The sequence below is a fragment of the Aureibacter tunicatorum genome (genome assembly GCF_036492635.1).
GTDB lineage: Bacteria > Bacteroidota > Bacteroidia > Cytophagales > Cyclobacteriaceae > Aureibacter > Aureibacter tunicatorum.
On sequence record NZ_AP025306.1, the window covers coordinates 205492 to 220315 of the forward strand.

At 35.4% G+C, this 14824-nt stretch carries 7 protein-coding genes; 4 read left to right on the forward strand and 3 right to left on the reverse strand.

What is annotated here, in order from left to right; all coding sequences use genetic code 11:
• Positions 1–14: 14 nt before the first annotated feature.
• Entirely contained in the window at positions 15–2444 is a 2430-nt protein-coding gene (locus AABK36_RS20905; RefSeq protein ID WP_309940451.1) for a hypothetical protein, read from the reverse strand.
• Positions 2445–3029: 585 nt separating this feature from the next.
• Between AABK36_RS20905 and AABK36_RS20910 the strand changes: the two genes are divergently transcribed.
• Positions 3030–3605 carry a hypothetical protein gene (locus AABK36_RS20910; protein ID WP_309940449.1) on the forward strand — a complete coding sequence of 192 codons (576 nt, stop codon included), beginning with the start codon at positions 3030–3032 and terminating at the stop codon, positions 3603–3605.
• A gap of 147 nt (positions 3606–3752) precedes the next feature.
• Here AABK36_RS20910 and AABK36_RS20915 read toward each other — a convergent pair whose 3' ends face one another.
• Positions 3753–5207 (reverse strand): DUF4493 domain-containing protein, encoded by a 1455-nt coding sequence (locus AABK36_RS20915; protein WP_309940446.1) that lies wholly within the window; start codon positions 5205–5207, stop codon positions 3753–3755.
• Between the two features lie 404 nt (positions 5208–5611).
• Between AABK36_RS20915 and AABK36_RS20920 the strand changes: the two genes are divergently transcribed.
• The 3 genes from AABK36_RS20920 (at position 5612) to AABK36_RS20930 (ending at position 8718) form a co-directional block, all read left to right on the forward strand.
• Positions 5612–6514, forward strand: coding sequence for a transposase (locus tag AABK36_RS20920; RefSeq protein WP_338390291.1), 903 nt, complete (start codon positions 5612–5614; stop codon positions 6512–6514).
• A gap of 149 nt (positions 6515–6663) precedes the next feature.
• Complete coding sequence (locus AABK36_RS20925; protein WP_309942317.1) at positions 6664–7680, forward strand: hypothetical protein; 1017 nt, start codon at positions 6664–6666, stop codon at positions 7678–7680.
• Between the two features lie 84 nt (positions 7681–7764).
• Positions 7765–8718, forward strand: a complete 954-nt coding sequence (locus AABK36_RS20930; protein ID WP_309942315.1) for a carboxypeptidase-like regulatory domain-containing protein — start codon at positions 7765–7767, stop codon at positions 8716–8718.
• 37 nt (positions 8719–8755) lie between these two features.
• Here the strand turns inward: AABK36_RS20930 and AABK36_RS20935 are convergent, their stop codons facing one another.
• Positions 8756–14608, reverse strand: a complete 5853-nt coding sequence (locus AABK36_RS20935; protein WP_309942313.1) for a carboxypeptidase-like regulatory domain-containing protein — start codon at positions 14606–14608, stop codon at positions 8756–8758.
• Positions 14609–14824 lie beyond the last annotated feature (216 nt).

A 14824-nucleotide genomic window follows, 5' to 3' on the forward strand; every position in this document is an offset into this window, starting at 1 on the left:
GTTATTTGAGTTACTTATCGCAATATATTTTTATATTTTAGATAAGGATTCGTATCGGTGATGACCTCTTCCATATCCAGCGTGAAGGTAGTATGCCATTGCCTTTGTGGCAATCCATGCTCGTCTCTGATCTTATTTTCCACTTCCTCGATGACAAAATGCTCTTCGTTGTTTGACCATTGGCATAGTTCGGGATCCGATTTGTAGTTTTCCCGATGCACTTTGGTTCGAAGCGATCCGCTGTGATAATTATGCACATGGCCGGATTCGTGGCCAAAAGTCACAAAGGTTGGGTTTAAGATGAAGTTCCCCGAGCGAGGCAGGTAATAGCCTTTTCTTTCGAGGAAATCCGTCGTTTTTTCCTTCTTTGCCATAGGCGTAGCAGAAGAACCGTCAGCTGGCTCAACGAATCTAGGATCTTTGACGATTTTCCACATTCTTCCTTGTTCTACAGCTAGGTCATTGCTAGGAACGAGAATCTCTATTCCACCTCCGCTTTTGCCGGAGGTCTCGATGTCAGAGAATGGATTTTCTTTGGAGAATTCTTCTTTTCCTTTAGCTGTTTTTTCTCTAAAAGAAACAGCATGGGCGGAGTCCGAGTCTTCTTTGAATTTAGATCCTGGTGATACGGAAACGCTAGGCGATCGTAGATTTATGATGGAACAAATCAACTTTCTGCCGTAAGGCTTCGTCATTAATCTGGAAATGGAGCTGATGATGAGTGGCCTGAAATCATCAACCGTTTGAAATTTCATAGGGCTGACAGACATGCTTTCATCAATGCTGAAATGCCCTAGTTCGTGAATAGGGTCGGAAACAACTCTCCATGTCGCAAGGAATTCATCTCGCTGTTCATCTCCCAGCTCTTCGATATCAGGAATCCATGAAGCATGGTTTCTTTCCAAAAGATGCTTTGTCAGTTTAATATGCTCTTTATGAATGGTGTTTAACAGGAGCAATAAACTCTTGTGATAGAGTGGCAGGAATCGCATGCTCATGATAGGACATCTGCTGTGCCAGGCATAAATATCATGTTCCATGTGATATAGAAGCTCGAAGCATCTATAAGTGGCTTGTTTATCTACTCTCCATACTTTTTCGATTTTCTCGACTTCTTTTTCTCTATCGCTGTAACTCATTTCGTCAAATGCCTTGAGCTTTTGCTCGGTAGCTTCGATATCGGCTTTTGCGAATGCGTATTCTTGAAGTCTTGCTTCTATAAATGTAAGTTCAGGAACAAGTCTTCTTCGCATCTCAAAACAAGGGCGGTTTTCCATTTTTAATCGATGAAGAAAATGAGAATATGGGATGATCCCGTCAAATGAAGCGCTGACATAAGACGACGCATGCAGTTCTTCTGTGGTTAATTTATCGAATTCCTCGGCAGAATCCATGATATATTTTTTCTTGGGGAGTTCGACGGCTCCTTCGAACTTTGGCTCTCTTTCATATAATTTGCTCGACAATTCAGCTGGAGAAGCTATCCTTTGGCTGGAATGGGGATAATCTTGCCTTAATCGCCACAGGGCTGGATCATGAGCCCAAGGAAAGTAGATTTGCTCGCCAAATTTGTACATGAAGAGTTTAGACAAGTCAATAGCCTCTTCCGAGTGTGGCCTTAGGCCTTTATAAGCGTAATATTGATCATGAAGTTCCAGAAGATCATAGTAAGCCGGTTCCAAATGGCTGGTGTCTTCGATGCCTTCGCGCATCAATAACGACTCGTCCATTCTTTCAGTTAAGAAATGGATAAGCGAATGTTCTCTGGCGATTCTTGTGAAGTAAAACATGGCTTTTCGGCGGGCCAATCGCATCCATCGAAAAAGATCTAGCTCCAGAGCGTCCGAGGGCAGGGGGGGCATGTTGTCCTTGAGCCATATGCCAAAGCAATCTGTAGGTGTTAATTTCGAAGGCGGTTTATCTTTTACTTCGATAGTTCCTTGAGGGATTTTCAGTTCCTCTAAAATCTCATCCAGAAAAATTGGTGTCTTAGGATCTTTCAGCTCAGATCTTAATTGATGATATACTGCTTTTTGAGCCCATTTCGTGCCGATTACAATGTCTCCGGCCTTGAACCTGCGCGAGACTTTTCCCGCGTCGGGTACGGAGAAGTAAAGTTGGACTCTTAAGTCGTCAATGGAAGAGTTGGGGCCTAGTCTCACAGGAACATCCGGATCTGCGATAGCGGCATTGATAACCATTTGAATTTCATCTTTCTCCTCACTGTCAGCCATTCTGTCGATCCTGCTGATAATGTGACGAGGAAGCTGCTCATAGTTTTCTATAGGCTTGAGAGGATTATCTTCCGTATATATATAGCGTTGTATGACATTCTGAATATTCTTGGCTTGCACGCTTGTCAGTCTTTGATCATTGATATGCGCAGTTCCTTTTCTTTGGACTGTGGATTTGTTGGCTTTTTTCGCTTCGCGAAACTGTCGCATAAATTAATCAATATTTTAAGATAATCTATGTTTTAACTGCTGAGATTGGGGATGGTTTGAATGGGATATTTGTTCTTGTCAAGAATGAGTCTTATAATGGTAAAACTTTGATTTGCACTTAATTTTTTAATATAATGCATAGAGTTTATGAAGGAATAAGCACATTGATTGAGCTTGTCACGAATAAATCTTTACTCCAAAAAATTTAAGTCTCAAGTTCGTAGTTTTTTGTAAGAATTAATTTTTTGATGCAAACGGATTTTTTTGGAGTTTGCGATTAGCTTGGCTAATCTTTTATCTAATTCTATCTAGACTTTAACCCCAAAAAAGCTAACCCATATAACTTCTACTAAATTGATAGTTAGTATTACTTTATTATAAGCTTTTTCGGGGTTTTGGGTAATTTATTTAAATACCGAAAAAATAAATTTCAAGTCCCATGGGCTGGTAAGAAACAATATTAACTGATCAAAATGAGTTTTTTGAAAGTTTGCGTTGTGCAGGCACTGCATTTGATTTAAAGATAGATCCACTATTATCAATATCTTGATATGAAGCCTCAAAAAAAAGCTGTTTCCACAAAAAGTGTATCATATATATACTCATGCTATTGGATCTGAAGACTTATTTCGAAATGATCATAATTATCAATTCTTTTTAACGAAGTATAAAAAGTATATTCCTTTGATTGGAAAAACGTATGCCTATTGTCTTCTTCCTAGTCATTTGCACATACTAATACAGTTTCATTCGGAAGATATGATCCGCAAAAATGTAGCAAAGCAATCTAAACTGTTATCACAAAAAGAAAAAGTTGAAGAGATAATTTATAGACAAATAGGGAACTTATTCAACAGTTATACTCAATCCTATAATAAGTACTTTCATAGAAGGGGAAGTCTATTTATAGAAGGTTTCAAGAGAAAAAGTATTGATAATATGAATTACTTTTTAAACGTTTTGAAGTATATACATCAAAATCCAGTAAATCATAATTTCGTCTTGGATTCTATCAACTGGAGATACAGCTCAGTAAAAGAGTATTTATTGGAAAAAGAGATTATCACAAGTCAAAAATGGATGAATGAACGCCTTGAAAACTTGGATAAAGCTTCATTGTATACTACAAATTCTAGTGTGATTATAAAATTTGACAACTAGATGGTTGGATAAAAATGGATCTTTTGGAAGATGTGTTGATTATCATTAATCCTAAAAATGATCTATGCAATATGCATGCATGAAAGCAACCACTCCTCAAACCCAAGGGTTAAACCTTGGGTTGTGGGCAAGTGAGTGATTAGCTGTTTATTGCTTGCAATAGCCGTTTTCCAGATCGTATTTCTCGGGATTGAACCCGTTGGATAGGACCGTGTAAACTCCTTCGATATTTTTGATTACGTTAGGATTGATCGCGCAAAAGTCTTTTAAAGCTCCGTTGTATGCGATTTCAATATCATTTTTAACAGAAGTCAAACTTTCTAATCCGCTTAGAGATTGCAATTTTGGATTGCTTGTGCTGTTATTGCTGTATTTAGATATAATCAAGTTGTTCCCTACTGTGTTAAGGCTGTTTAATCCGCTAAAGTTGATAAGGTTTTGGTTGTATTGAACAGTGAAGTTGCCTCCAATGCTTTGCAGATTGCTTAGACCTTGAAATGATGTAAGGTAGACCATGTAATAAACAGTAAAGCCACCTCCAATTTCTTCCAGATTGCCTAGATGCTCCATTGAAGTGAGGTTTGTATTGTACAGGCTGCTTAACGAAAGCGATCCTGTTATTTTTCTTAAATTATCCAAGCCTTCAAAGCTTTCCAGTTTATTTCCGCTGTTAAAGTTGACATTGCCATTGACTTCTTGCAGCGATGACAAAGAAGCCAAGCTCTGAACAGCGCCAGCAGCGATTGTCAGATTGCCATTGATATGCGTTATTCCCAAAGCTCCGAAATTTTCCACAGCCGCTTGCGTTGCTAAGTTCACATCATTGTTGTATACCGTTGAAGAATCGCCGGGAATCACGCCTACTTGTATTCCGTCTATGATTGGAAGGTCGAAATTGCGGTACTTGTCATTTGTGGATTTGATATTGATGTTGATATTAGCGCCTTGCTCGGCCAAAGAGAAAGTGACAATGAAGAAGTCATTAGGATGAATATCTCTTAAGGTGAACGTTTGCCAGTTTTCATTTGATCCAAGCTCTTTGTTCACTACCAATGTCAAAGAGTCTGCGTCGAAAAATCCAATCTTGGAGTTGTTCGCCGAGTATTCCAGTGACGTTGAATCATTGTAAACAACTACGTTGATCTCTGGCAATGCTCTTTTCAAGAAGTCATTGTAGATAATCTGCACTTTGGAGTTGGTAAGCGCGCACTGAACATCCACATTGGTAATTTGGTCGTCCAATATTGTAAAGTCAGCTTCGCCATAATACGCTGGGTTTTCCCATGCCGCAGGAGCTATAGTGCCGTAAGTGACGATTGCTTTGTATTGTCCAGAATTCAATAAAATCGTATTGTCCAGATCTTTTGCGGGCACATTGTCAATGATTTTGACATTCGAGGAATTAACAATGGACACAAGAAAATCATCCGTAGAAACATTTTGCTTTCTGCTGTTTGAAATAATTTCTTCCGAAATAATATTCAAGTTCATTTCAAGCGATCCTTGGCCTTCAGCGACTGGAGAGTCTATCAGGTCGTTTTTTGAGCATGAGAATGCGATAATGGCCATGAATAATGCCATCATGTAATTGATAGTTTTCATAATTTGTGAATTTTTGAGATTAAAAATGAAATGATTAAAAGTTATCAGACATTATAAATCAAAGTCCATGCGGAAGGAGAAAATTGTTATTTATTAATAAGTTAAAATTATATGTATGAAAAATAATGAATGGGTATAGTGCAATTTAGGAAATATGCAAGATATGTTTTCCTTTGTTGAAGGCGCGCAGTTTACATTTTTTATGCCTACTATCCATTATAAGTCAGGTTTTGTAGTTGTAATTTGCTTGAGAACTCTATTGTGTTGTTATAGATTAAAAAATATAAATCTAATATTTGTATAAAATTTAGTCTATTGTCTTTGGTGTAGCTTTAATTGTATAATGCGAATCAACAGTAAGATTTAGGTAATAAAAATATAGCTAAGAGTTTTAACTTAGTTTTATGCCAATAAAATTAAGATTAATAACACTCTACAGCTATATCTCCAATCAATATAACACTCATTTGAGATATTTTTGTCAACGATTCAGTAATAATTCCAATGAAGGGAAGTTTAGTGATGTTGAAATCCTGACTTGTTATTTCTTTTCAGTTATTGAAGAAGAAGTATTTAAGATTAAGAAAATACATCGTTTCATTCAAAATTACTGGAAAGATTGGTTTCCTCATTTGCCTAGTTATCAAGCTTTTTCAAAACGTTTAAATCGTTTAGAATCTATTTTGCCTATGCTTGTTAATAGTTTAGTTGAAACGCTTTTATCTGGTCATGATTTAGAACAAACAGACCGTTTAATTGACTCAATGCCAATTATACTTTCTAAAGGAAGAGGTAATGGGAAAGTTGCGTCAAATATTGCTGATAAAACATATTCATCGAGTAAAAAAATACATTATTATGGTGTTAAGCTACATATGGTTTCATTAAGAGTTATTGACAAAATGCCTACTCCAGAGCTTATAGGAATCACTAAAGCATCTAATCATGATTTACCACCAGTAAAAGGTGTATTGGCTGGTTTAAAAAATTGTAAAGTCTTTGCGGATAAAGCATATGCTGACCATGAATTAGAGGATTTATTGTACAAAAATAACAATGTATCATTACTTACACCTGAGAAATTAGTAAAAGGAGAATCTCCATATTACAGAGAGTTTGCCCATGCTTTTAGAAAACAATGGGGAAAAGCAATTTCTAGTGTCAGACAACCTGTTGAAGTATTTTTCAATTGGTTAATTGAAAAAACAGGTATTCAAGATGCCTCTAAAGTAAGATCAGAGAAGGGACTAATGGTCCATATTTATGGCAAACTAGCTTCTGCTCTTTTGATATTAGCCAATTTTTAACTATTGATCCGCATGTATAATAAATGGCTAAAATTTGTTTATATATATTATGAAGCCTTTTCATGTTTTTAGTATTTAAATATTAATTTCGCAGAACATTAAATCTATAAATTATTCTGAAAATTACTAAAACATTAATAGTGGCTGCGATGCTTTCGGTTTCTTTTGCATCATGTTCTGATAGCGATACAGAAGAGTTGAAAAAGGATGAGGTTAAGAAGGAGGAAGTGATAGATGATGAAAATGATACTTCTTCTGATGCTGATAATGAAACAGAAACAAATACCGATACGGAGACAGAGATAGATGATGAATCTCAAGATGATACTCAGAGTAAAGTGGACGAAATATTGGAAACTATACTCTCCATTAAGCAGGTGGGGAGCTCAATACCTTCGGCTGAAACTCCGGAATCATCGTCGAGACAAAATTTTGAATTAGATTTGTCAATGATTTGCCCAATAATGCAAGGAGCCTATGCGTCAATGAATGAGCAAAATGAAGGTTTGTGTCCTCAGTCTACTTATACATTGGAATGCGAAGAAAATAAAATGCCTGTACATGCATTGATAGATTATAAAGATGGTTGTCCAGACGATGCTATAGGATATAGAGGAAATATAACTATTGATTTTGATATGGCGGTTGATTTAAAAGCTAGTTATCAATTTCAAAAGGAATATGAAAAGACAATCGTATTCGGATTGGAAAATTTTGGGTACGGTGATATTTCAGTAGATGCTTCAGGCGAGATGCTTCAAGATATAAATACTGAAACAAATATTATAGAGACTATAGTTACAGGAGATTATAAGGTAATCACAGGTGGTGAGGAAATCGATTACCAATTGAATGGAGAGCAGTTGCAAGAAGGAAACGAGTTGGTTGAGATGGCTTCGAACTATACTGGCGAAAGCAATGCGGGATATACATTTACTATTCAGAATACAGTTCCTTTCAATGTGAAGATGGATTGCAATGATGTTGAGAGTAGCGTTCCAGTAGCTTATCCAGTGTCAGGAAAAGAATTGTTGACTATTAATCTTGATGGTGGTGAAGCATATGAATTCACGATAGATTATGGTAATGGTGAATGCGATATGCTTTATACTGTTACTGACCAAGATGGAAATACAACGGAAAGAAATCTTTTAGTATTGGAATAATTACTAATTCTATTTAAGATTATTAAATTTAGAAGCCATTGAGATTTATCAATGGCTTTTTACATTATTAATAGATGCCGGTTTATGCTTAATCTTTTTTCTAGATTTGAACGCGATAAAATAATAAAGATCTTTTTTTTGCTCCTTGCTCAATACTTTCTATTGAGCTTTAATACATTTGCTCAGCATATGATTAGTGGAAAAGTCATAGAGAAGTCAACAAAAGAAGGCGCAATTGGAGTGACTGTTGTTGTCAAAGGAAAAACATTAGGTACATCTACTGATGTTGATGGTAATTTTAAACTACAAGTTAATAGTTTGTCTGATACTTTGGTTGTGAAAGGAGTTTGGTATAAAAATGATTCTACTTTAATACCAATTAATGATCGAGTTAAACTAGATCTAATAGTATCGTATCCTGATAAAGCATGTACACCTATTAATATTAGTATTGATAAAATAGGAATGTATGTATTGGGAGATTTATATAATAATTTATATGGCGCTGGTTTTGAGTATATTTTACCTTTTAAAATGGGTGTAAATACGTATATAATAAATGTTGAGTATTTGAGTAATTATATGAATTTTGATATTATACATTATAAGGTATCCTCTAATAGAATATTAGGAAAATATAATAATTTTGATCTTAAGTTTAGAGGACGAAGCCTAAAGATGACAAACCAACAAAGATTTAATGATCACCGATTATATACGCAGATAAATATTGATGATTTGATTTTGGGTTTGAAGCTTAGTCCACAGTTTGGTATTTCTTATAATAGATCTCATTTTTCTGAGGAAAATTTTTCAAATAATATGACTGGATTTATGCTGGGGATGAATTTGTTATTACCAAGGCCTTTATATATCCAATTGGAAACACAAATTACTATTTATAAGAATGAACTAGATTATATTATCCAAGCAAGACGTCAATGGGATAAAATCATGCTGTCAAGCAGGTATGAAAAATTTAGGACTTATGAATCATTGGCTATCGGTGTGGGGTATGAGTTTGGTAAATTGTTTTAAACCACCTCATCATAATATAACGAGGTGGTTTGTTTATTTATAACTGTGCTTTTTGTCGTTCGAATGAAATATTGATTCTGTCGCCTTTGGTATTTCCTTTTTTGTTAGGGACATACATCGCTTCGATCTTGATTGGGTTGACGGTGAAGCTGCCAGTGTATCGTGCTAGCAGTGGAAGATCAATATGTATTTCTTGATCTTGGTATAACTTGTTGTAGTAAATCTTCACTTTGTCTTTGAAGTATTCTCTTGGTCCTGATCTCCACCAGTAGGATTGGTTTTTCTCAGTGATTTCTGTTCCTGAAGGCAGAGGAATTTCCAGTATGACAAATTCAGCATCTTCTTTAACTTGAACATTTACTGAAAGCCGGGCTTTTTCACCAGCATCTAAATGATGTGTTTCTTCATTTTGTTCATTGTAAAATGAATGACTTATTTCAAAACCTTGAGTATTCTCTTCAGGTGCTTTGATCCAGTTTTTCTGTTGGAAATACAACTGAACATCGCGTTCGTTGATATTGGATATAGAAAATTTAGAGCCATTGATCGCTTTTGCCAAATGCACAGGTTGATCAACTTTCAGTGTATCTCCTTGATCGCTGATAATAATCGTTTCATTTTTATCTTCGAGTGGTATCAACCTTGTCAAGTCTGGGTATAATTCCGCTAGCCACTGGGCTTTTTCATAGGTAGTCATGTAAGCGTTACTCTGATGTTGCTCTGCCATATATCTCATGACCTCATTTTTATTCCAAGGCGATGACTTCAAGTCTTTTAATATTTGATGCATGATCAAGTTCTCAGTCGTTCGGTTCATGCTATAAGCATAGCAAGCCCAATATCTATATCTTTGACTACCCCAATAAGTATGATTCTGTACAGATGTACGCTCATACTTTTTTAATGTATCCAAAGGAATCTCTTGACCAAGTCTTTGTTGCAGTCTGATCAGATCAAATTTGCTGGAAAGTGATGGATAATTTTCCTTGCTTATTTTTACCTCAAGACTGTCAGCAATAGGTTTATAATCAAAGACCAATTGATCATCCAACATTTGATGCAATATTCTCAGACTATTGCCATTGTTCGAGGATTGATTAAGTTGTAGAATAAGCTCTCGGTAAGTTTTTGTTTTGTCAAGACCGACAACATAGCCTGCTTCTTCTGCGACATTAAGTATTTTGATAACATGCAAAGTTACCCATATACTTGTTTCACCTGTTCCCCACCAACTCCAAGTTCCTTTATCATTTTGCCTTTCAAGCAAAGTCTTGATATGCTTTTTGATCTTGCGGGAATACTTTTTCTCATTTTTGATTTTTTCCAAAGCCAAAAGTCCCATGAGTCTTGAGGCTGTTTGTTCATTGCAACCATGAGGATAGTCGGCTAAGCTTTGAGCTATTGGATACCAAAAAGCATTAGAATTATTCAAGACATATAATTGCATTGATCTTTTAAGGTTTAAATTTTTCAGATCAATAACTGTGTCTGAATTTACAGTAAAATTCTCATAGTTTGTCTCAAACATCCCTTGTGGCTTGACTGGTATACTTCTTTCTTCACCATCGATTAAAGTACCGTTTTCAGAAACTTGATAAAGCATTTTGAGCGAATCAATTTCACTTTCCAAAGTAGAAACAATATAAAGACTGCTGTCTAGATGAGTATCCGTCAGCGAGTAAGAATTTTCATAACTCTTTTTGCCATCAAATGAAAATTCGGACTTGACCTGCTTTGTGTCATCGGTATAGTTAAGCGCTTTGCCGAAGATATAGATGCTGTCTCCTTCGTTTAGAAACCGAGGTGAGGAAAGATTTGCACTGACAGGAAGAAACGACTGAACATTGAACTCCGTAGTGCCTGTCAGCATATTATCAGGATCAATTCCGTAGACAAAACCCTTCCAGCCGGTGATATTATCCGGGTATTTTACTTCGAAAGATACTTTGCCGTTTTCATCGGTTCTCAGCTCCGGAGCCCAGTGAGCGACATCTGAAAAGTTAGTCCTTATTCGGCCTTTGCTGGTTAAGTTTTGCCATTGCAAGGTCGGGAGTTTGATATCACTTTCTTGCTCAATAGTATTCGAATTAATTATTGCATTCTTTTCTAATCTATTCGTTGTTTGAGTATTAGAAATGATTTGAACGCCTGCCACTTTGCCAGCAAGAGCATTAGAAACAGAATTCGACTCAATTACTTGTACAGTGGAACTTAATGATCGATGATTTCTGGAAACGCCCAAAGCAGTTACTACTACTCCGTTTAATTGTTGAACATCTTCAGTAATTTCAACATCTATTCGTCTTCGTCTTTCTATTTCGACTTCTTGAGTAGCATAGCCAAGACTTGAAAAGACAAGAACTTTTGCGATTGACAGATCAACAGAAAGTGAATAATTACCATAAATATCTGTAGAAGTACCTTCCGAAGTACCTTTTATAATAACATTTGCTCCAATTATATCTTCTCCATTAATATCTGTTACATGACCTGTTATTGTTTGATATCCTTGACTATTATTATTATATGAATCATTGTATTGTATTTCAACTTCTTCTTTATCTAAGTCTGCTATGTATTCATCTAGTTCATCTTTTGGAAAATCATTATTCTTCTGATCATTTCTTTCAAAAAGATTCACCAGATACTCTTCGGCATTCATCTCGTATGGAAGGCTGTCCAAGTTGTTGATTTGGACATGTTTTTTTCCATATGGTTTGATATCAATGGTATCAATATCATACACTCTTTTATTGGTATTGATCACGGTAAGCAGGTATTTCCCTGTAAATAAATTCATGAAGTAAGGGATTCGACGGATATATGTTTTAGAAGGATCATTTACTTTAGTTAGGATATAAAATCCAATGGAGTCTTTTAATTGATGACTAACTTCAATATGTAATTCACCATTTCCTTTATATGTCGTATTGCTATTGTTTTGTAAATGGTTAGGTATAAAAATTCTATTGCTTTTGATCGAATCTTCATTTCTCCATTGGTCTAGGATCATTTCTTCTGTATAAAGCTGATCAGACAGAGGCAAGAGATGATTGATTATCTTATTTCCCTTTGGTTTTTTGAAATTATCATATGAAGTCATCTTGATTAGTCGAGGCTCAAATTGATATAAATAATTAGGCTCAAAATAAAATTCATGTTCATATCCTGCTTTTGAAATGTATTTAGATTTTTTAAAATATGAAGCATAAGGACCATACAATTTCCTTTTATAGTTAGGAGGCAAAGGCTGTACATACTGACCAAACTTTAAGTAGGCATAATTAGGATTCTTATCAACCTTGAACATGTATCCAGATATCCATTCTAATTCTCGCTTTGTAAGCTCTTCGTTTGCTTTTTCTCCAAATATCTTGGGGTCTAAGCTTAAGATATATTTTTTGCCTTTTTCTATAATATATTCATCAAAATGAACTTCATAATTAGCTACACGAATAGTCAAAGACATTTTTCCAGCTTGCACAGGGAAAATATATGGAGTCTCTGTTTCACTATAATAAACGGGCTTGTTATTAATTTCGACGATCAAAGGCTTTAAGATATTTCCATTATCAGAGACAAAAGGCATAATGTAAGAATCCCACGAACCAATATCTTCTTTGTAAATGAAAGATCCATTTTCGGGATATAAAAAGTCATAGTATAATACAGAGTCTAATCCTAAAGTTGATTTGAATTGATCAAATTTCAAATCTTGTTGGTAAGTGTCAAACGGTTCAATCAAATATCTATTCCAATAGTCTTGTTTTTTGGAGCCCTTTCGATTGGTTAATTCATGACTGTTATAGCCTTTTCTGTTTTTTTGATTTAGTTCTTTGATTATAGGAACAGATACCGGTTCAGGTTCAAACTGTTGAGTCAAGATATGAGCCGTAAGGTCTGCATTGGGGATCGCTTGATGATTTTTATCCAATACGCTGATATTGACTTTCGATTTCTTGCCGGGGATGATCTGCGATTCATTCTCAACGATGATTTGCATCCTGCCTGTCTCCATAGGAATCTTATATTCGTAATCCTTTGTTTCTCCGGCATGTGTATAGTGAAGCGAAAAGTAGTAATTGTCTTTGCCTCGGCTTTTTAATTCAATATTCTTATCAGAATCACCAAATCCCTTTTCTGTCAGATTATTTTTATAGTAAATGTAATAGTGGTAACTGATTCCCGAAGGATTGTTGATGTCAATCTTCAAAGTGTCATCTGAGCGATGAGTTTGTACGTAAATATTCTGATCATCTAAATTAAATGATTGGAAATATTCAGGAGTTTCAAGTTCGTATTCATCTACTAAGGCATTCCTTTTGACGGTATAAGGCAAAGTGATATTATTCGGGATGCTTTGAATATTAGGATCATAAAATGACTTGATGTGCGTGTATAACTGAACCTTTTGTTGAAAATTATGATCTTCAGGGAGTAGATTTTCATTCCAGTCAAAGGAGATACTGTCTTTTTGCATATCCATCGAAAAGACTTCTGTAGGAAGATATTGGTATGATATATTATAGAATTCGAAATGCTCTGTTTCACGATCGCTGTTGGATAGCTTGACTTCGATATCATAATTGATGCTTGCTTGTTCAAACAGACTGTCAGGAATAGTAATCTTGGTTTCGGCTATGGCATCGAGTGATGTTGTATGTTTCCAAAGCGTGTCTTTCAAGAAATAACTTTTTTGGTATAAATGATCAACATGACCGCCAAAAATGACAATCTCGGCTTTGCCATCCATCACAGGCATTTCATTATAATCTATTGCACTTAAATAGATGGCTTGTTTTTCGCCATTAGGATGTGATTTCTCATGACTAATTCTACAACTGTATTTTACCTTGGGCAGAGAATAGTCTTCCAGATATATTTCGGTTCTAAAGTTTTGTTTTGTTCCTTGAAGAGTAATGTAATAAGATCTATCATTTTTTAATTCAAGGCTGTCATGAAGTATAAATTCATATGAATAACCGCCAGGTCTATATGCTTTTACATTTTTAGATATTAATTTTTCAGTACCATAATATGATTTTCTTAAATACAATTTGAGCTTATCTTCAATAGGCTTTTTATTCTCATCGAGCAGAAAGGCTTTGACTCTTACTGTATCTCTTTTGCGATACTTGGGTTTATCGGTCAGTATGTATCCTTCCCATGACGCTGTTGAGTAGTTGTTTTTTTTACGGAAAAGACGTCGGGTTTTATAATAAATGCCTGGAGGTCTAACACTTCCATATGATATGAGAGATTTTGTGCTTTTATATATGTAACTGAAAGGCGTCCAGAATATTTTTGAAAATTCATTGTAAACAATGATGTTTTTAGCTTTGAGCCAAGATGAACTGTTGCGATCTCTTTCAATCTGATAATAAGTAGTCATGCCCTCGTGATGAAGGCTAAGAAGGCCTTGTTTGTTGGTCTTGGGAAGTCTGTAAACTTCAAGCTCAGGGTCGAATTTTACTTTTTTATTATCGACTTTGGCTATGGCATCATTGACTTTATTGCCGTCTTCATCATAGATGGCAAAGGTCATATCCACATGATTATTAAATGTCTTCACATGCAGTCCATTCACTGACACGAGTTTGTATTCCAGTGAATTCTCCTTGGCTTTTACAGCAAGATAATGCCCTTTGGCTAGACTAGGGAAATCATCATCATCATGACTATAACTGTCTATAAGGTGTTGAAAAAAAGTACTGTCGGGTTTGGGGTGATCTTCCTGATGAAAATATAGAGCCTGTTCATTGTTGATTTTAAAGATAAATGTTTCGTAGCTTTCTCTTCGACTTTGATCAATGATCTTGGATTGTGCCCAAGCACTGACATTAATCAGGCAAAGAAAAAATAGTGTTAATATGTGTAGTGATTTATTCATAGGTGTTTAGTTAAGTCCCTATTCAATTTTTTTTCATATTTCTAACCATAAAGACATTTGATAAAACATCCCTCTGAGTCTCCCTTCAAAAGGGAGATTTTGCTATTTTTAGGCCTTAATATGATACTTGAAAATAGGAAATTTATTCTGATCAATTACTTAGTTTGGCGATTAAAAGAATAATATCCGATAATCGCCGGAATGAGGATTCATTTT